We start from the raw sequence: 18,309 nt of genomic DNA, 5'->3' as shown, positions 1-18,309 counted from the left end.
ACGGCCATCGTCGCCGAGCCCCTGCCCACTCCTTGAACCGCCGTCTCCTCGCGGCTCCTCCGGTCTTACGCGCCGGACCTCAGAGGGCGTTTGAAGTAGGCAGATTACCCTGTGGGCTGCCCACCGCAGTTGAGCGATGCCGAGCTGGTCACGCTCGCGGTCGTGAGTGAGCGCGGCAAGTTCTGGGAGCCGGTCACCGGCGAGAACGCTGCCGTGGTGTTGCTCGACCATCAAGTGGCCCTCCTGTCCGGGGTCCGGGACATCCCGCTCGGCGAGCTCAAGCACAATGTGGTGGCGCTGGCACGCGCGGCGACCGTGCTGGACATCCCACTGGTCGTCACCACCACCGCGGCCGACAGCATGTGGGGGCCGACCGCCCCTGAACTGGTCCAGGCGTTGCCGGCCGGACAGCAGATCATCGACCGCAGTACGGTCAACGCCTGGCACGATGACCGGGTCCGTGAGGCCATCGAGGCCACCGGCCGGAAGAAGCTGATCTTCGCCGGCGTGTCGCTCGAGGTGTGCGCGGCGCTGCCCGCGATCGCCGCGACGGCCGCGGGATACGACGCATACGTCGCCGTGGATGCTTCGGGCACCTTCAGCCAGGCCAAGCGGGAGGCCGGCCTGCTGCGCATGCAGCAGGCGGGCGTCATCGTCAGTGACTACGCGACTCTCATGGTGGAGGCTCTGGCCGACAACGCCGCCCCCCAAGCCGGCGCCCTCTACGCCGCCCTCGACATGCCGTTCGCCGTCCTGGCAGGCCAGGTCTCCGCCGCCTACCGAGCCTAGAGAGCCACCCGGGAATTTGTCCGGCCGGTCAGCAATGGGTGTTTAACGCCACCGGCCGGGGCAAGCGCCACCTGAGCGCGGACGGCCGGTCAGCCGCGTGGGCCGCGTGGGCCGTTCCCGCCGTGGTAGCCGAGTTCGAGGTAGCGGGTGCGGGCGCTCCAGGCGCCGAGGTCGGGCGTGTTGGCCAGGACGTCGCGCCAGGGCGGGGCGCCGGGAGCGGCCGCCCCGCCGGAAGCCGCCGCCTTGCCGGGAGTCGCCTTACCGGAAAGGTCCCCCTCGCCGTGCGCGGGCCGCGGATAGCCGGGGCGCCCGTCCCAGAGCCGCACTCCCGACCGTGCCTCGGACTCGCGGACCGGCTCCCACCAGCCCACCGAGAACATGCCGACGAGCTGGTGCATGGCGATGAAGCTGGCCACGCCGCCCTCGGGGTCCGTGCGGTCCGGGCGCTCGGTGAGGGCGTGCCACAGGATGTACATGTTCGGCAGCCGCACCTCGGGCTGGAAGCGGTACACGAGCCGCTCCAGCCTGATCGAGCCAATGCGCGGCAGCTGTACCCGGGTGAGCGGGACGACCTCGCGCTCGCCGCCGGTCCAGGTCAGCGTCTTGTTGCGACCCATGTAGCCGGGCTCGCTGAAGATCGTGACGTGGAGGTGTTCCCTGCGATCAGGCCGGCGGTTGTGCAGCAGCCCCGCGCCGGCGACGACGCCGCCCACGGAAGCCAGGCCCGCCAGGAGAATTCTGGTCTTGCGCTTCATCGAGCGGCACCTCGCTTCTGACGGGACGGGCGCCTCCATCATGCGCCACCGACAGCCCGTTGATCTACCGTCAGATCCGGTGCCGAGAAGGACCTCCATGGGACCCCGCATCCCGCCGCCCGCGTGGCTGCCCGGCCCAACTCAGCCGCTGAGAGTTCGGTATGAGTCGTCCGGGGCCGAAGATTCCGCTCAGGCGGAGCGCCGCGCCAGACTCTCCAGGATGGCCACCGCCCGATCAGCGTGCTGGTACGGGACGAACAGGTGGTCATGATGAAACGCGGCGACGACGTTGCAGCTCAGGCCGGCGTCGGCGAGTTCCCGCGAGACCGAGGCAGTCAGCCCGACCGCCTCGAGCGCGGAATGGATTCGCAAGGTGATCCAGCCGGCCACATAGTCGTATGCCAGCCCCGCCGCATCCGCCTCTTCAAGAGGCACGACCAGGGTCAGGCCCTCATACTCGGCGACTGTGACCACAGGGGTGACGCCGGAGGGCACACCACCCTCGACAGTGGTGAACACATAGCGGCCCGGATTCAGCTCCGGACGCATGCCGCTCAGCAGTTTCCGCAGGTCACTCTCGCCAGTCACGACCACCACCTTACGCACTGTGCGTCACGATCAGCACTAACGGATCAGACCCGCTCTCTGCGGAGCAACCGCAACGACTGCGGCTGACGGCCCCGGACCGGGTGCCGCAGTTAGCCCTCCCGCGCCCACGGCCGCAGCTTCTCCGGGTTGCGGACCGCCCAGATCCGGGTGACGCGCCTGTCGGAGACGTCGAACGAGGCTACGGTCACGACGACGCCGGCGCGCCGAGCCACCAGGCCCGGCACACCGTTGACCGACCGCTCCAGGAGTTCGAGCCCCGGAGCCTTATCGGCAATGGCGACCATGTACTGGGCGATGCGCGCGCCGCCCTCGACCGGGCGCAGGACGGTGCCGACCATGCCGCCGCCGTCGGCGGTCATCATGGCGGCCGGGTCGAGGAGACCGACGAGGGCTGCGATGTCCTTGGTCTCCCATGCCTCTTTGACGTGCCTCACCACGTCGGCCTGGCCGGTCGCCGTCTCCGGAGCACGCGCGACGCTGACCCGCCGCCGGGCCGAGGCTGCCAGCTGCTTGCAGGCCGCGGGGGTCCGGCCGAGAACGTCGGCGATCTCGGCGAACGGGTACCGGAAGACGTCGTGCAGGACGAACGCCACCCGCTCGGCGGGTGTCATCGACTCCAGGACCACGAGGAAGGCCATGGTCACTGACTCGCCCAGAACGATCTGGTCAGCGGGGTCCGCAGGGCCGGTGGGGCCGGCGCCGCCCGTGTGGTCCCACTCGGTGCGGTCGGGCAGCGGCTCGGGCAGCCACGCGCCGACATAGCGTTCACGGCGAGCCCGCGCCGAGCCGAGCAGGTCCAGGCAGATGCGGCTGGTCACCGTCGTCAACCAGGCGCCGGGGGACAGGATCTCCTCCTGCCGGCTACGTGACAGCCCGTACCAGCGCGCGTAGGCGTCCTGTACCGCGTCCTCGGCCTCGGTCAACGAACCGAGCAACCGGTAAGCGACATTGATCAGTTGGCGTCGCTCACCGGCTGTCTCATCTGTGCCGGTCCCGACAGTCCCCATGCTTCCGGCCGCCCCCTCGCCTTACCTTTCGCAGGCCCGCGTCGTCGGGCTGGTGAGACCTATTCTTCTACTGCCCGAGGGCGGACAAGGGGACTGTGGCATGGCCACCCGGATGACGACGTCGAACGCACAGCGCACCTCCTCGTTCCTGCAGATCGCGATAGCCCTGCAGACCCTGACCATCTTCCTCCAGGCGGTCTCCGCCGGACTGCTGCTGACCTCGTCCTACGGAGAGGCGCTGCACAGTGTCGGAGCCCGTGTGATGTACGGGGCGTCGATGCTGTACGTGCTTGCGGCGGTGCTGGCGTGGAAGCCGGGCGGCGGCTCGCCCCGGCCTGTCTGGCATGCGTCAGGTTTCCTCGTACTCGCCTCGGTCCAGGTCGTGCTCGGTATCGCGCACGTTCCGTCGGTCCATCTCCCCCTGGGTGTGCTGATGTTCGGTCTGAGCGTGCTGGAGCTGGCCCGGCGCTAAGGTCCGAGGGCGTTCGTCGGACGGGAGTCTCTATCGGGTGATCGCGGCGGGGCCGGGCACGATCCGGCCGCTGCTCCCGGTGCCGGGCTGGCTGCAAGGCCGCGGCGGCCAGCGGGAAGGGTACTGCCACCGGCAGATGCTGGACGCGATCCGCAATCTGGTGGACAACGGCATCAAGTGGCGGGCGGCGCCGGCCGACTTCCCGCCGTAGGACCGGGGCCGTGCCTTCTTCGCCGCTGGCGCGAGAACGCGCTGATCCAGGAGTTCCACGACCGGCCGCGCGGCAGGCTCGCGAGCGGGCAGGCCGGGACGCGCAGCCGAGTGCCGGGGTGATCGATGCCCAGTCGGTCAAGGCGGACGCCGTGGTCGGCGCCGACAGTCGGGGCTTCGACGGCGGCAAGCTGATCAACGGCCGCAAGTGGCACGTGGTGGCCGCCGCGCACCACCGGCTGGAGCTCGCCTGGGCGGACGGTCGGTGACACATGAACTGGAACTGCTGCCGCGGCTGTTGACCGCCGACGCGCTGCCGGAGGAGGACAGGGCTCGGGCCCGCAAGTGTGTGACCGCGTAGAACGGCGCGGGCCCCGCACCGGCGAGGCCCCACGTCGTCTCCGGGCCGAGCCCCGAACCAACCTTCGGTCACGAGCGCGAGTGGTCCGCCGTGCCGACGACGCTGCGGGTCATCGCGGTCGCGCTGCCCAGATAGCGGGCGGGATCGCACAGCTCGCTGATGCGCTCGGGGCCGAGCTGGTCCATCAGCTCGGCGTGCGTACGGAGTTCGGCCTCCAGCGTGGTGCCGGTCTCGATGGCGGCGCGGCAGGCTTCGTAGACGACGTCGTGGGCCCGCTGGCGGCCCAGGACGGGCGCGATGTCCATCATCACCGCTTCGGCGACGATGAGCCCTCCGGTGATGTGGGTGTTCCGGCGCATCCGGTCCACGTTCACCTCCAGACCGGAGAGCATGAACTCGGCCTGGTGGAGGGAGCTGGACAGGAGCAGGAAGGCCTCGGGCACGGCGGCCCACTCCAGGTGCCAGGGGCCGGTGGCGCGCTCGAAGTCCTGCATCATCGCGTCGAGTACGGTCGAGGACTTGTCGCGGAGCAGTTTGGCGGCGGCGAACATCAGCTCACTGGAGATGGGGTTGCGCTTTTGCGGCATGGTCGAGCTGGCTCCGCGCCCGGAGACGAAGGGCTCCGCGAGTTCGCCGAACTCGGAGGAGCACATCATCATCACATCCCAGGCGATCTTCCCCAGCGAGCCGCCGACCGCGGCGAAGAGCGTGACGAGCTCCACGAGCCCGTCACGTGCGACATGCCAGGTGATTTCGGGATCCCGAAGCTCCAGTTCCGCCGCCAGGACCGCACGCGTCTCCAGGCCCTCCGGGCCCGGGCCGAGCGAGGCCAGAGTCCCCGCGGCGCCCCCGAACTGCACCATCAGGGCCCGTCGGCGGGCCTGCTCCAGGCGCTCGGCGTGCCGGTCCAGGGCGGAGAGCCACACGGCGCAGCGGTAGCCGAAGGTGACGGGGAGGGCGTGCTGAAGGTGGGTGCGTCCGGCGGTGACGGTGGTGGCGTGCTCGTCCGCGAGCTGCCGGAGGACGTGGCGTACGCGGTCGAGCTGGTCCTGGAGCAGGGCGACGCCTTGTTTGCACTGGAGCATCATCGCGGTGTCCATGATGTCCTGGGTGGTGGCACCCCAGTGGAGGTAGCGGCCCGCGTCGCCGCACTGCTCGGCCACCTGCTTGACGATCGGCAGGACCGGGTAGCCGACGATCTCCGTCTCGGTTCGCAGCCGCTCCAGGTCCAGGCCGTCGAGACCGGCCTTCGCGGTGATGTCGTCGGCGGCCTCGGCGGGGATGATGCCGACTTTGGCCTGGGCGCGGGCGAGGGCGGTTTCGGTGTCGATGATGCGCTGGACGTAGGCGGTGTCGCTGAAGATCTCGCGCATGGCCGGGGTGCCGAACATGTCGCGGAAGAGGAAGGAGTCGAAGACGGTACTGCTCATGTGCTGTCTCACTTTGCGATGGAGGGGGTGGCACGCGCGGGTTCGGGCGCACGCGATACGTCGTCGGCCTCAGAGCCGGAAGCGGACTCGGACGCGGACTTGGACTCCGACTCCGACTCCGACTCCGACTCCGACTCCGACTCCGACTCGGACTCGGACTGCGCGAGGAACGCGGTGGGGTCGGCCAGGGCTCGCTGGACCTTCTCGACGTCCATTTCCTTGCACCACTTGGCCAGGACGAAGGTGGCGACGACATTGCCGAAGGTGTTGCAGAACGCGGTGGCCATGGACATGAAGCGGTACACGCCGAAGAGGACGGCCGTGCCCTCGACGGGGAGGGTCCCCGTCGCCGCGACCGTGGAGGTGAAGACGACGAACGTCCCGCCGGACACGGTGGCCGCGCCCTTGGAGGTCAGCAGCATGATCAGGAGCAGACCGAGCTGCTCGGGGATGCCCATCGGGATTCCGTACGCGTTGGCGACGAACAGGGTGCAGATGGACATGTACAGGGACGTGCCGTCGAGGTTGAAGGCGTATCCGGTCGGTATCACCAGGCCGACGCTCTGCTTCGAACATCCGATCCTGGTCAGCTTCTTCAGCAGCCCCGGCAGGGCCGCCTCGGAGGAGGCCGTGCCCAGGACGAGCGTCATTTCGACGCGCACGTAGCGCATGATGCGCCAGATGTTGAATCCGGCGATCAGACAGACCAGCCCCAGGACGCCGAACACGAAGACGGCGACGACCAGCCAGTACTGCAGGACGAGTTCGGTCAGGGCCAGGAGCATCTTGCTGCCGCTGGTGCCCACCGAGTAGGCGATGGCGCCGAAGGCCCCGATCGGGGCGAGCTTCATGACGACGTTGACGAAGGCGAAGAACGCCTCCGAGACGACCTCCAGGCCGGAGTTGATCCTCTGCTGCATGAGCGGCTTGAGGGCCAGGAGACCAATGCCGAACAGGACGGCCAGGACGACGACCTGCAGCAGCTGACCGGAGGAGAAGGCTCCGACGAAATTGTCGGGAACGATGTCCTGGAGGAAGGCGATGACCCCGTGTTCGCCCTCCCCGGCGGGGGGCGCCTGAGCGGTGCCGCCGTCCGAGGTGAGGCTCCCCGCGTCCTTGCCCACCCCGAACAGGTTCGCCGCCACGAGACCGAGGAGCAGGGCGAGGGTGGAGACGACCTCGAAGTAGATCAGCGCCAGAAGTCCGAGACGGCTGGCCTTCTTCAGGTCGCCGGCGGACGCGATACCCATGACCACGGTGAAGAAGACCAACGGGGCGACGCCTGCCTTGATCAGCGCCAGGAACAGGTCCCCCATGATTTTCAGATTCACGGCGAAGCCGGGGAAGGCGAAGCCGACCGCGACCCCCAAGGCCATCGCGATGACGACCTGCGTCCCGAGCCCCCGGTACCAGCGTTTGCGGGCGGTCGGGGGTGAGGTGGCGTCCAGTAGCTGCTCTTGGGATCTCATGCGGGCACATCCTTGTCTAGACATGAGGTGTGTCTAGACAAGGATGCTCAGAGAAATATCGGTGTCAAGGGCTGTTCACAAAGTGAGCGGCGGGCGGCTGGTGGCCGTTACCTCCGCTGGAGAACCGTCTCGTAGACGAAGCGGTCACCGGCATGGGTGCTCACGGTGACCTCGAACAGCACGCCCGAGGCGTCGTAGTAGCGGCGTACGAACTCCAGCCCCGGGCTCCCCGGCTCCAGCGCGAGACGTGCCGCCGCCTCCGCGGACACGCTCACCGCCCGCACCTGCTGCACCACCCGCTCCACCGAACGCCCTGTCCGGGCCTCGATCAAGTCGGCGATCAGCTGCCGGCCCTCCTCCAGATCCCCGGCGACCGCCTTGGCGTCCTCCGGGCCCAGATACACCCGCGCCCAGGAGACAACCTCGTCCGAACGCTCAGGGTCCCGCCGGACCGAGGTCACGCACACCTGCCTGGACCCCTCGGCCAGGCCCGTGACCTCGGAGAGCGCCGCGTCCACGGTCACGGACTCGACCGACAGAACCTCCCGCACGGCGGCCTCGCCGTACTGGGTCAGCTCCTCGACGCTCCCCAGCTGCGCGGTGAACGCGGCCACCGGCGCCGAACGCTCCACACGCGTGCCGGTCCCCGGATGCCGGGAAATCAGCCCGCCCAACTCCAGGCGCTTCAACGCCCGCCGCAGGGTTTCGCGTGAGACACGGTACTCGGCCGCCAACTCGGGCTCGGTGGGCAGCAACTCGCCTACGGGCCACTTTCCGGCGGCGATCTTCTGCATGAGGTCGTCGGCGATCACCACGTATCGCGGTTCACCCACGACGAACTCCTTACCTGCTCAGGACCGACCCGGCCACCGAAATCCTAGAACACCGCCGACACCGGCACGGTCCCCGCGGCTGCGGGGCGCACGAGGTGCGGGTCGAGCTGAGGTGCGTTGGCGACGGCCCGCCAGCCGCAGGCCGATCCGCCGATCAGCCGTGGATGGTGTTGAGGACGGTAGCAAGCTTCTCGGGCGCACTGATCATTGCCATGTGACCGGTGTCGAGATCGATGACGTCGGGTCGAAGCAGCGCAATGGATCGTTGCTGGAGTTCCTCGACGTAGCACTGGTCCCGCGTGAGGTGCACGTAGGTCTGGGGGATCCGGCGTCTGTAGCCGCTCAGGTCCACAGTCTCGTTCAGCAGGGCGGCCGAGTCATCGGTCAGCCGGTCCAGGGTGGATGCGGCGGTTGCCTTATCCATGTCGTTGCACAGCATTCCGGCGGCGCCCTGGCGGGTCTGGTGGTAAACGCCGTCGACGATGGACTGCTCAACCAGATCCCGCACACCGGGATCGATCTGGTCAAGCACCCGGGACCTGTCCGCCGGCACTACGGCCGACACGAGGATGACGTGGCGGATCCGGTCAGGTATGAGGTCCAGGACTCGCGGGATCGTGACTCCCGCGAAGGAGTGGCCGACCAGTACCACATCCCGCAGGTTCTTTGCTTCGACGTCCTCCCGGACCGCATCGGCGCAGTCCGTGAGAGTGACCGTGCCCAGGTCGGCTCCGGCCCTGGTCCCACGTCCCGGAAGGTCGACCGCCAGCGCTTCCGCTCTTAGGTGGGGGATCAGCTCGTTCCAGCAGTTAGCGCCGAAGCTTGCGCCGTGGATGAGGACGAACGCCATGGTGACCTCCTCGTCAGTACTTTCCATCGAAGGTTAGTTGAATTCAGTTCTGTTATGGAGTCTCGCGAGGCGGGACATGGGGCAGGGGGCCGGGGGTTGTTCGGGCGGAACGAGGAGCCACGCCATTCGAGCTTTCCGCGCTGTCCAGATGGCGGGTGCGGTATGTGCGGGCCTTGGCCCGGTTGCCGCACTCCGCCATCTGGCACCAGGTGCCGGACCGGTTCTTCGAGTGGTCGTAGAAGGCCCACAGGCAGTCCTCGGCCGGGCAGACCTTGAGCCGCTGCCAGGTGCCGTCCCGGTCGGCCGTGCCGACCACCGCGAGCAGCCGGCCGAGCCCGGCTCGTACTCCGCCGTCCTCCTCCGGGCCCACGTGTCGGGTGCCGTCCTCGCGGAAGCGCAGCCGGACCACGGCTCCGGACGCCAGGCCGTCCAACGTCCGGGCCGCCTCCGGGTCCATCTGCTGACCGGAGTTGGTTCTGGCCAGAGCGCGCAGCGACTCGCGCACTTCGACCGCGTGCCGCAGGTCCTCCTCGCCCACGGGCGTTCCGGGCGGGATCAGCGACCGTTCGGCGAGCCATGACCGCAGCCCCTGCGCCGAGTCCATGCTGTCGCTCGCCAGCTCCAGGTCGCGGGTGTTGATGAAGGCCCGTACCCATTCCAGTTCGCCCGGGGCGTCCTGTCGTTTCATGACGTCACCCTCCGTTGACTAACCGTCTAACCGTTTTGTAGGTTAGTTCTCCCGTGAGACTCTGTGCAACTCTGTTCGAGCGAACAAGCCCAGGGAGGAATGGTCATGGATGCACCGCGGACCGGGTACGCGGGGACGGCCGCCGCCGTCACCGCCGCGGCACTGTGGGGCCTGGGTGGCACCGTGGCAGGCCAGCTGTTCCAGCACGGCGCTGATCCCTTGGAAGTCGTAGCCATACGTACGTGGGTGACCTTGCTCGGACTCGGCATACTGCTCGCCATGCGACGCAACCAGCACGACCGGCTCAAGGCCAGGCCGTCGTTATCGGCCTCGCTACGCGGCTCCTGGCTGCTCGTCATCGGTTTCGGCCTGTCTGTCGCCGTGTCGAACGCCACGCTGTTCCTCTCCATCGACCGACTCCCGGTCGCCGTCGCACTGGTGCTGCAGAACCTGGCCCCCGCGTTCGTCGTGGGCTGGCAGCTCCTGGCAAGCCGCAGGCCGCCCGGCGCCATGACCGTGGTGGGTCTGCTGGCCGCGCTGGCCGGGGTGGCACTCGTCGTGCAGCTGCCCACCTCCCCGCTGGGCGACCTGGATCTTGCCGGCATCGGGCTCGGGCTGCTGACGGCCATGGGTGTCGCCACCTTCTCGCTGCTCAGCGCACAGGCCGCGCGGGCCTGTGGCGCGCTCACCGCCAACGCGGGCGCATTCGCCGTCGGAAGCGCGGTCTGGCTGCTCGTCCGGATCCCGGCCGGTGTACCGGACCTGTTCGACCGTCCCGTCCTGCTGGCGGGCGCCGCCGGAATCGGGATTTTCGGGACGCTCGTCCCCTTCCTCCTCTTCGCCTGGGCCACCGCCAGGGTGGGACCGCAGGCAGGGGCGGTCAACGTCTCCCTGGAGCCGCTGTTCGGCGCGCTCCTGGCCTGGTACTGGCTCGGCCAGACCGTCACTGCGGTGCAGATCCTCGGGGCCGTCGTCCTGATGGCGGCCGTGGTCTACCTCCAGCGCAGCCCTGGCGCGGGATGGCCACTGGCCGGGCACCGACGACGCTCCCGGAGCACCGCGGTCGTACGCCTCGGCAGGCCCGGCGAGGCGGCGCCCGAGCCGCCCGACACGCTTGCGTCCAAGCGACTCGGCCTGGTTCGGCGGTCAACATGATGACCAACGCCCTGGGCCCCGCAATTGACGGAACCGCGTTGGTCGGACGGGCGCCGAGAAGCCGCTGATCAGCGGATAGAGCCCCCGCCGCATGGCTGCCGAGACGGTGTTCGAGAGGCGCCGCGCCGCGGTGACGCGTCGCCCCCGACGCGGCGCTCCTCTCGGCCCGCGTCGGCATGGTGGTGCAGCAGACCACGATGCAACGATGGACGCAATCGACCGACGACCGGTCCCTGCGAAATCACCTTTCCGACGAGACCTGACCACTGCGATGGACCGGCCCGACCGCAGGTCGTCCGGTACGGCAGGTCCATACGGTGGGATCAGGCAGGAATCTGACCGGAGCCATGCCCCCGCCGGCGGCGCGGGCATCTCCGCGCAACGCGAGCAGGGTCCGCAATTCCGTGAGCGCTGGTTCCAGCGGGAACGTCAGAATCCGGACCGGGTGAGCAGTTGCGGTATCGGTCGATCATGGGCAATCGGGCTCAGTCCGAGCGCAGGCGAAAGCCGATTGGGCCGATCCGGGGCGGTGCCGTACAGTCCACCGACACGGCGTCGGGCACATAGGTGCGGCGGTTGTAGCGTCCGGGTGCGTGGCTTGTCTTCACCCCTCCTGTTCCTTGGGCCCCTCCAAGTCCTCGAGTTCGTCCAGCAAGTCGGCGATGATCGAGTCCTCGTCCTCGAATGTCAGCCACCAGTCGCAGAAGGCGCGGCCGTACTCCAGGAGCGTTGCGTCGTAGAGGGCGGCAGGATCCTCGGCGGGCACCAACTCGAAGGTGTGCTTGAGCCATCTGACGTAGGCGTCCCGGGAGGGCACGTCGTCCGCGTCACTGGCATCGTCGACGGCGAGCAGACCAAAGAGCTCACGCAGACTGCGCGCGGCGATGAACAGGTCGCCCTCGTCCCCGCAGAAGATCACCGGCAGGGTGGCGAGGTCCGCCCGATCGTCGCACTTCCACAGTGCGTAGAAGGAGCCGGAGTGGTTGGCCTGGGCGAACGGAATGAGGCGGTCACGCATTTCGGCGGGTGGGTTCCGGCCGAGAGCGGAGACCCTGCCGTACTCGAAGAGCTCGAAACCGTCGGAGAAGGGCTCCCGGCCCATGCGCTCCTCGAACTCCTTGAGGAGGTTGAGTTCCGGTATGAGGGAGTAGGCGCTGTTGCTCACGAAGTCTCCGCGGGTGTCAGCTCGACTCTGAAGCTCCTATAGATCGTCAAGTGGCTGGAATGGTTGATGGGATGACTCTGAAGGCGCCGGTGAGGTGGTGGTAAACCTCGCGCGCGATGAAGCGCTTGAGGCATCTGAAGATGTCCTTCGTCTTGAGCCCTTCGAGGGTCCGTCGTGCCACGTAGTTTCGGGTTCGTGCGTCGTGGCGCATGCGGACCAGCACGATGGTGTGTAGCGCGCGGTTGGCCTGGCGGTCGCCGCCGCGGTTGAGTCGGTGGCGGTCGGTGCGGCCGGAGGAGGCCGGCACGGGTGCGGCGGCGCACAGATGGGCGAAGGATGCCTCCGAGACGAGCCTGTCGGGGTTGTCTCCGGCTGTGACCAGCAGCTGCCCGGCGGTTTCGGTCCCGACGCCCGGTAGCGCGAGCAGGCCGGGCGCGATGCTGGCGATCAGGGCGTGCAGTTCGGTGTCTGCGTCCGCGATCTCCTGGCTAAGGTGCTGGTGGCGCTTGGCCAGGCGCTTGAGCGCGAGTTTGACGGCGACGGCCGGGTCGGTCAGATCGGCGCCGGGACGGATGGCGGACAGGCGCCGTATCAACTCGGTGGTGGTCAGCGAGCGCAGTGCTTCGCGTACCGTGGCGGGCGCGGTGATGATCAGTGATTTGATCTGGTTGGTGGTCTGAGTACGTGCCTTGACGGCGCTGGCGCGGACCACACGCAGCGCACGGATGGCCTCGACCGTGCCGTCGCGGCCCTTCGGGATGCCCTTGGCGCGGCCGGAGAGCACGGCGGTGGCGGCGGCGTAGGCGTCGACAGGGTCGGATTTGCCTGTGGCGCGGCGAGCTCGCCGGTCGGGTCGGTCCACCTCGATCACCGTGATCTGGTTGGCCCGCAGGTGCCGGGCGAGTTCGGCGCCGAAGGATCCGGTGCCCTCCATGCCCACCATCAGTACCTGACCGTGCGAGCGCAGCCACGCCAGCAGGTGCCGATAGCCTTCCGGCGTGGTAGGGAACGCCTCGGTGGCCAGGTGCCGGCCTATGGTGTCGATGACGGCGGCCTGGTGGACGTCGGTGTGGGTGTCGATCCCGCCGATCACTTCGATGGGCTGTGGCATGGCGTCCGCATTCGTCCTTCCGCGCGCGGTGTGGGCTGACACGCACCGGTCCGGCGGACGGACACGACTGTGATGGGACCGCGTCGGTCAAGCTCCTATGAGGTCACGATCGCCGAGCCGGTATGCGCAACGGCACCGCTCGGAAGGTCGACGATTCAGAGTGAGGACAGCCGAAGCGTCAATCGGGGATCGGGTCAGACCCCGAGCGGTGCCTCCCTCATCCTCACAGTCGGGGATCTTGGTAGTCGAGGTTAGCTGCCGAGGGTTCGCCCGGTAAATCCCCAGGTGAGCGACCCAGTTCGAGGCCCGTTTCGGTCTCTTCGGATACGCGACGAGCTCAGCACTCGGACGATCCGACGGGCGCCCACTCGGTTGCGTGATCCTGGACGAATTCGGCGAAGCGGCGGGGCGGGCGGCCGGTCAGGTCCAGCACCGCGGTGCTGACCAGATCTTCCCGGCCGGCCTTGATGCCGTCTTCCACGGCGGCGAGGGCGACGGCGAACTCGCCTGGCATGCCGGCGGCCCGGTAGGTGCCCGCCAGCTCGTCGGCTCCGGTGTGCAGCACTCGGATCGGCCGGCCGGTGCGGGCGGTGATGATGGCCGCCGCTTCCTGGTAGCTCAACGCCTTCGGCCCGGTGAGCAGGTAGTCGCGCTGGTCGCCGGGCTCGACGCCGGGGTCGATCAGCAGCGCGCAGGCGGCGGCCGCGATATCCCGCGTGTCGATCCAGCCCAGTCGACCGGCACCCGCGGCGGTGCGGATCTCGCCGTGCCGCCGGATCCGCTCACCCAGCGGGTGTGGGGCCAGGAAGTTCTGCATGAACCCGGACGCTCGTAGGACGACCCACCCGGGCCGGGCCCGTACCCGCGCGGCCAGCTCCAGCGCGCCGGGGGCATTCGGCAGCACGATGGCGGAGCCGAGGAGCACCACCCGGCGCACGCCTAGCCGTTCCGCCTCGGCCAGGAACGGCTTGACCAGCGGCATTGGATCCGTGGTGTTCGTCGGTGGCACCAGATAAACCCGGTCCATCCCGCTCAGCGCGGCCGGATGGGTGGTCGGATCACCCCAGTCGAAGCGAACCGCGTCAGGATCACCGTCAGAGGGGTTGCGGCTGGCCACTCGGACCGGCACGCCGTTGCCGCGTAGCAGTTCCGCCAGCGCGTTCCCCGTCTTCCCGGTGCCGCCGGTGACCAGTACGCCGGTCATCGGGCGGCCCGTGAGCGCAGCGAGTCGAGCAGCTCGGGCAGTGTCCCGGCCGCCGAAGCGACGGCCAGTGGGTTCCAGTAGTCCCGGTAGTGGGTGATCCGACCGTCCAGGACGGTGATCACCGTGATGTAGTCCAGCCGGTAGGACTCGCCGGTGCGCCGCGTGCGCCCGTGCGCGGTGAACTCCACCACGATGGTGTCCGGCCGTTCCGTGTGATGCACGGTGACCGCGGGGATCGCTCGCACGTCCATCAGTTCCGGGTAGCCGGCCAGGTAGTCGCGGACCTCTGCCCGTCCGGCCAGCCTCTGCGGCGAGTCCCCGGCAGCGAACGGGAACTCCGCGCTGCCGTGCTCCGCCCACAGGCTGGCGACGGCGTCCATGTCCTTGGTCAGCAGTAGGTCCAGCAGCTGACGGAACGTCTCTTCGGGGGTGCGTGGCACGGGTGGTCCTCCGGTGTCTCGTGGGGTGTGACCATGCCAGGCTGGGCGCGGACCCGTCGCCGGGGAACAGACAGTTGAGCCCCGGACCACTGGTCCGTGGCTAGGCCGGGCATCCCGTGCCACCATGAGCGGGGTGAGCAGAATGGAACTGGCCGACTTCCTGCGCCGCCGACGGGAGGCACTGCGCCCGGACCAGATGCCCGCCACCGCCATCCACCCGCCGGGCCGGCGCGCCCGGCGCACTCCCGGACTGCGCCGTGAAGAGGTGGCAGCACTGGCCGGGGTATCAACCAGCTACTACGAACGGCTGGAGCAGGCCCGCGCACCGCGTCCGTCCCCGCAGGTGCTGGCCGCACTGGGTACGGCGCTCCGGCTCACCGCCGTAGAGCGCGAGCACTTGGCGCGGCTGGCCGGGCAGGCCCCGCCCGGCACGGACGCCGATCGGGTGCCGGTGCCCGCCGACGCCCACCGGCTGCTGGACCGGCTCGGACCGGTACCCGCCTACCTGGCCGACGAGCGCCAGGACATCGTGGCCTGGAACGGCGCGGCAGCCGCGTTGATCACCGACTTCGGGCTACTGCCCGCCAAGGAGCGCAACACCGTACGGCTGTCCATCCGGCTGGGCGGCACCCTCTGCTCGGCACCAGCAGGCGCGGAGGGCGAGTTCGCCCGGCAGTCCGCGGCCCAGCTACGCACGGCCAGCGCCCGCTACCCGGCCAACCGCGTCCTCGGCGAGCTCGTCAACGAGTTCGCCGCGCACAGCCCGGACTTCGCCGCCGGGTGGCGCGACCACGACGTACGACCCATACCGACGCTGCGCAAGCACCTGCGCCACCCCGAACTGGACGACCTCGACCTGGACTGCCAAACCCTGCTGCTGCCCGGCACGGACCTGCGGCTGGTGATGTACACCGCGGAACCGGGCAGCTCAAGCGCCGCCGCGCTCGCCCTACTGGGTACCCGCAGTGCCTGACTCCAGCTCAGGGGGCGGTGGGCAGGAGGTGCCCAGCGGGAAACGGCGCGAGCCGCGCCGGGACTGCGGCACGCTGGGCGGCCGGACGTAAACCGACTCGCCATGCGAATCCACGGCCGACGACTGGTGGCGTTGACCGAGCCCGGGTCCGGGTCCGCTCGGTGCTGATCGTGGCTGGTCGCGCTCCGGCCGTTAGGCGCCGGGCGGCGAGCACTCGATGCCGGAGACCGTCGTGGCCGCCGGAGGCGCCTGGTCGGGCGCGGGGGCGGCGCCCTCGTCGAGCCCGCGGGCGGTGTGGATCCGCAGCAGTCCATCGATGCCGCGCAGCAGGGTCTCGCCGGCCAGGACGGGGTCGCCGAGGTAGCCGGCGCTCATCGCGCCGTCGCGGAGCATGACGAAGTGCCGTCCGGCGTGCTCGGCGGACAATTCCGTGATCTCGGCGAACAGCCCGGTGATCGTCTGCAGGAACCATTCGCGGTGTTGCACGACGGCCCGGTGGACCGGGTGGTCGGGGGCGGGGAATTCCGCTGCCGCGTTGAGGAAGGCGCATCCGCGGTAGCCGGGCGAGCGGATCTGTTCGACCAGGGAGCCACCGATGCCCCGCAGGATGCCGTCGGTCGGCGCGTCCGCGGTCATGAGGGAGCCGATCTGGGTGCGGATCGCCTGGTCGACGCTTCCGATGTAGGCGACTGCCAGGTCTTCTTTGCTACGGAAGTGGCGGTAGAAGGTGGCGTTGGTGACCTTCGCCTCGGCGACCAGGCGGTCGACGCCCACCGTGTGGATGCCCTCGGTGTAGAAGAGCTGCCCCGCGGTCCTCAGGAGCCGCTCTCGGGCCTCGGAGACCCTCCTGCCGGTGCCGGCTTCCGTCTGTGTCATATCGCCCACCGTAACAGATAGAACGATCTCTCTATGTCTAAGTAGAACGTTCTCTCTTGTTTTCTGCGGATGAGATATGCCAGGGTGCAGACAAGAGAGATCGTTCTCTCTGCCTCGACCTCTCTGCTTCGAGGTATCCCGCCGCACAGTCCGGGGAAGCCCGCCTGCCCTGGCCCGAGCGGCCGAACCAGTCCCGTAGCCATCCCCGTACTCATTGGAGAACCCCATGGCATCCGTCGCCTCCGCCGACCACGTCGGCGCCAAGCCCGCCCTGCGCCGGCTGTATGTCATCCGTTTCGTCTTCGCCGCCGCGTGGGCGGCGCTCCTGCTGGTGTCCGGTTCCGACCTCACCACCGGGGCCAAGCTGCTGCTGTTCCTCTATCCCGTCTTCGACGTGGCCGCGGCCGTCGTGGATGCCAGGTCGGCGCGCGACGCCGGGCCGGTCAGGGGCCTGTACGCGAACATGGCCGTCAGCGCGCTCGCCGCCGTCGGCGTCGCGGTCGCCAGTACCTCGAGCGTCGCCGACGTGCTGCGCGTCTGGGGCGCGTGGGCGGTCGTCTCCGGCCTGGTCCAGCTCCTCGTCGGCGTCGCGCGCCGAACGATGGGCGGCCAGTGGGCCATGATCGCCAGCGGCGGCATCTCGGTGCTGGCCGGTGCGTCCTTCATCCGAAGCGCCTCACAGGATGACCCCTCGCTGACCACCCTCGCCGGTTACGCCACGCTCGGAGGGATCTTCTTCCTCGTCTCGGCGATCCGCCTGTCCCGCTCGGCCCTCAGGGACTGACCCGTGCCGGCCAGGGATCGCGGAGACCGGTCGCGGCGCGCGAGCCGGGACGTGCCGGACAGGGTCCGGCTCGGCCACCGGCCGGCTGCGGGCTCGATTCGGCTGATGTGTCCAGGAGGCTGCCGCCGGCCTCGTCTCCACCCTGACCGCGCAACCCCGCGGGCCGCGCGAAGGCACAACGGTCACCCCCGCTCGCGCGAGGGTGACCCGTCGCTGGGATCCACGGGCCCCTTCTCCCGGGGCTACGGCCCCCCTTGGGCCCGAAGTCCCGTCGCCCGGAGAGTTACGTGCGGGGGAGCGAGGTGTTGGTGACCGGGAGCGGCTGGTCCGTACCCGCCACGTAGAGGTCCGTCGGAGCCGTGCGCAGCCGGAACGTGCCGTCCTCGCGCGAGACGCGCACGGACAGCACGAAGAAGCCGTCGTCCTCGGCGGTGGTCTTCACGTGGGACTCCTGCTCCCAGTAGGTCTGCAGGAAGACCTCGGTGCCCTGGGGTTCGACCCCTTTGGGGAGGGTGACCTTGCCCTGGACGGTGAGGATGTCGCCCGCCTTCACCTTCTTCTTGTTGACCTGGTAACTGACCGAGCTGGACTTGGCGTTGGCGGCGACGGTGGTGTCCGCGTAGTGGCCGTCCTGCGGGGTGTTGGGGTCGCCGTCCTCGTCGTAGAGGGCCGTGATCTGCACCTGGTGCTGGACGTTGAGCAGGCTGCTGCCGGTCACGTGGTCGATGTTGACGTCGGGGATGGTGAACTTCCCGTTGGCGTCGCTGACCGGCTTGCCCAGGTCGCGCGGCTCGTAGTAGTTGGGGTCGATCGGGTCGCCCCACGGATTCCAGGTGGTGAAGAGGACGACTTCCTGGATGGTGACGGGGATGTTGGGCGCCGGGGTGCCGTCGGCCTTGGTGACGGTGCCGGTGACGTCGACGTGGCGGTTGTCGTAGTCGGTGCTGGTCGGGTTGGTGCTCACGGTCAGCACGTAGGCGTCGCCGGGGGAGGCGTCCGAGGGCTTCGCTGAGGCGGCGGGCGCGGACAGCGCGCCCGCGGCGAGCAGGAGCGCGGCGGTGGCGGCAAGCCGCGTCGGCAGGGACTTCCTGGGCACGGGTCAACTCCAACTCTTGCTGGGACTTGGGA

21 protein-coding genes are annotated in these 18,309 nt (G+C 69.2%); 7 read left to right on the top strand and 14 right to left on the bottom strand.

Annotated elements, in window-relative coordinates; genetic code table 11:
- Positions 1–129 precede the first annotated feature (129 nt).
- Positions 130–789 (top strand): isochorismatase family protein, encoded by a 660-nt coding sequence (locus JK364_RS39620; protein ID WP_230993200.1) that lies wholly within the window; start codon positions 130–132, stop codon positions 787–789.
- An 89-nt stretch (positions 790–878) separates the two neighbouring features.
- On the opposite strand, the gene JK364_RS39615 is transcribed toward JK364_RS39620, so the two are convergent.
- The 3 genes from JK364_RS39615 to sigJ all read right to left on the bottom strand — a co-directional run bounded on the left by JK364_RS39615 (position 879) and on the right by sigJ (position 3,160).
- Positions 879–1,544, bottom strand: a complete 666-nt coding sequence (locus JK364_RS39615) for a hypothetical protein (protein WP_201856253.1) — start codon at positions 1,542–1,544, stop codon at positions 879–881.
- Positions 1,545–1,733: 189 nt separating this feature from the next.
- A complete protein-coding gene (locus JK364_RS39610) occupies positions 1,734–2,132 on the bottom strand; it encodes an ACT domain-containing protein (RefSeq protein ID WP_201856252.1) in 399 nt (132 codons plus the stop codon).
- A gap of 110 nt (positions 2,133–2,242) precedes the next feature.
- A complete protein-coding gene (gene sigJ, locus JK364_RS39605) occupies positions 2,243–3,160 on the bottom strand; it encodes an RNA polymerase sigma factor SigJ (protein ID WP_201856251.1) in 918 nt (305 codons plus the stop codon).
- 100 nt (positions 3,161–3,260) lie between these two features.
- On the opposite strand from sigJ, the gene JK364_RS39600 reads away from it, so the two are divergent.
- The 3 genes from JK364_RS39600 (at position 3,261) to JK364_RS39590 (ending at position 4,111) form a co-directional block, all read left to right on the top strand.
- The gene (locus tag JK364_RS39600; RefSeq protein WP_201856250.1) at positions 3,261–3,632 is read left to right on the top strand and encodes a hypothetical protein; all 372 of its coding nucleotides are present in this window, start codon (positions 3,261–3,263) and stop codon (positions 3,630–3,632) included.
- Between the two features lie 37 nt (positions 3,633–3,669).
- Entirely contained in the window at positions 3,670–3,843 is a 174-nt protein-coding gene (locus tag JK364_RS39595) for a transposase (RefSeq protein WP_307841518.1), read from the top strand.
- 118 nt (positions 3,844–3,961) lie between these two features.
- Positions 3,962–4,111, top strand: a complete 150-nt coding sequence (locus JK364_RS39590) for a hypothetical protein (RefSeq protein WP_201856249.1) — start codon at positions 3,962–3,964, stop codon at positions 4,109–4,111.
- 160 nt (positions 4,112–4,271) lie between these two features.
- Here JK364_RS39590 and JK364_RS39585 read toward each other — a convergent pair whose 3' ends face one another.
- From JK364_RS39585 to JK364_RS39565, 5 genes are all read right to left on the bottom strand, one after another.
- Positions 4,272–5,633: a class-II fumarase/aspartase family protein gene (locus JK364_RS39585; RefSeq protein ID WP_201856248.1), complete on the bottom strand. Its 1,362-nt coding sequence runs from the start codon at positions 5,631–5,633 to the stop codon at positions 4,272–4,274.
- Between the two features lie 8 nt (positions 5,634–5,641).
- Complete coding sequence (locus JK364_RS39580) at positions 5,642–7,102, bottom strand: cation:dicarboxylate symporter family transporter (RefSeq protein ID WP_230993199.1); 1,461 nt, start codon at positions 7,100–7,102, stop codon at positions 5,642–5,644.
- 107 nt (positions 7,103–7,209) lie between these two features.
- Positions 7,210–7,935 carry a GntR family transcriptional regulator gene (locus JK364_RS57720; protein ID WP_201856247.1) on the bottom strand — a complete coding sequence of 242 codons (726 nt, stop codon included), beginning with the start codon at positions 7,933–7,935 and terminating at the stop codon, positions 7,210–7,212.
- Positions 7,936–8,089: 154 nt separating this feature from the next.
- Positions 8,090–8,785, bottom strand: a complete 696-nt coding sequence (locus JK364_RS39570; RefSeq protein ID WP_201856246.1) for an alpha/beta fold hydrolase — start codon at positions 8,783–8,785, stop codon at positions 8,090–8,092.
- Positions 8,786–8,837: 52 nt separating this feature from the next.
- Positions 8,838–9,473, bottom strand: coding sequence for a CGNR zinc finger domain-containing protein (locus JK364_RS39565; RefSeq protein ID WP_201856245.1), 636 nt, complete (start codon positions 9,471–9,473; stop codon positions 8,838–8,840).
- A gap of 105 nt (positions 9,474–9,578) precedes the next feature.
- Here JK364_RS39565 and JK364_RS39560 point away from each other — a divergent pair, with 105 nt between their 5' ends.
- On the top strand, positions 9,579–10,628 hold the full coding sequence (locus JK364_RS39560) for an EamA family transporter (protein ID WP_201856244.1): 1,050 nt from the start codon (positions 9,579–9,581) through the stop codon (positions 10,626–10,628).
- 604 nt (positions 10,629–11,232) lie between these two features.
- On the opposite strand, the gene JK364_RS39555 is transcribed toward JK364_RS39560, so the two are convergent.
- The 4 genes from JK364_RS39555 to JK364_RS39540 all read right to left on the bottom strand — a co-directional run bounded on the left by JK364_RS39555 (position 11,233) and on the right by JK364_RS39540 (position 14,548).
- Positions 11,233–11,793: a hypothetical protein gene (locus tag JK364_RS39555; protein WP_201856243.1), complete on the bottom strand. Its 561-nt coding sequence runs from the start codon at positions 11,791–11,793 to the stop codon at positions 11,233–11,235.
- A gap of 46 nt (positions 11,794–11,839) precedes the next feature.
- Positions 11,840–12,904 (bottom strand): IS110 family RNA-guided transposase, encoded by a 1,065-nt coding sequence (locus JK364_RS39550; RefSeq protein WP_201856242.1) that lies wholly within the window; start codon positions 12,902–12,904, stop codon positions 11,840–11,842.
- 337 nt (positions 12,905–13,241) lie between these two features.
- The gene (locus JK364_RS39545; RefSeq protein WP_201856241.1) at positions 13,242–14,108 is read right to left on the bottom strand and encodes an NAD(P)H-binding protein; all 867 of its coding nucleotides are present in this window, start codon (positions 14,106–14,108) and stop codon (positions 13,242–13,244) included.
- Positions 14,105–14,548 carry a nuclear transport factor 2 family protein gene (locus tag JK364_RS39540; RefSeq protein WP_307841517.1) on the bottom strand — a complete coding sequence of 148 codons (444 nt, stop codon included), beginning with the start codon at positions 14,546–14,548 and terminating at the stop codon, positions 14,105–14,107. Before JK364_RS39540 ends, JK364_RS39545 begins: the two co-directional genes overlap by 4 nt.
- 142 nt (positions 14,549–14,690) lie before the next feature.
- Here JK364_RS39540 and JK364_RS39535 point away from each other — a divergent pair, with 142 nt between their 5' ends.
- The gene (locus JK364_RS39535) at positions 14,691–15,521 is read left to right on the top strand and encodes a helix-turn-helix transcriptional regulator (RefSeq protein ID WP_230993213.1); all 831 of its coding nucleotides are present in this window, start codon (positions 14,691–14,693) and stop codon (positions 15,519–15,521) included.
- Positions 15,522–15,713: 192 nt separating this feature from the next.
- Here the strand turns inward: JK364_RS39535 and JK364_RS39530 are convergent, their stop codons facing one another.
- Positions 15,714–16,397: a TetR/AcrR family transcriptional regulator gene (locus tag JK364_RS39530; protein WP_201856238.1), complete on the bottom strand. Its 684-nt coding sequence runs from the start codon at positions 16,395–16,397 to the stop codon at positions 15,714–15,716.
- A 226-nt stretch (positions 16,398–16,623) separates the two neighbouring features.
- Between JK364_RS39530 and JK364_RS39525 the strand changes: the two genes are divergently transcribed.
- Positions 16,624–17,181 (top strand): hypothetical protein, encoded by a 558-nt coding sequence (locus JK364_RS39525; RefSeq protein WP_201856237.1) that lies wholly within the window; start codon positions 16,624–16,626, stop codon positions 17,179–17,181.
- Between the two features lie 283 nt (positions 17,182–17,464).
- On the opposite strand, the gene JK364_RS39520 is transcribed toward JK364_RS39525, so the two are convergent.
- A complete protein-coding gene (locus tag JK364_RS39520; protein ID WP_201856236.1) occupies positions 17,465–18,277 on the bottom strand; it encodes an acyl carrier protein in 813 nt (270 codons plus the stop codon).
- Positions 18,278–18,309: the final 32 nt, after the last annotated feature.

This window comes from Streptomyces endocoffeicus (genome assembly GCF_016741935.1).
GTDB lineage: Bacteria > Actinomycetota > Actinomycetes > Streptomycetales > Streptomycetaceae > Streptomyces > Streptomyces endocoffeicus.
Note: the sequence above shows the minus strand (reverse complement) of the source record. Positions and strands in the feature narration are given on the sequence as shown.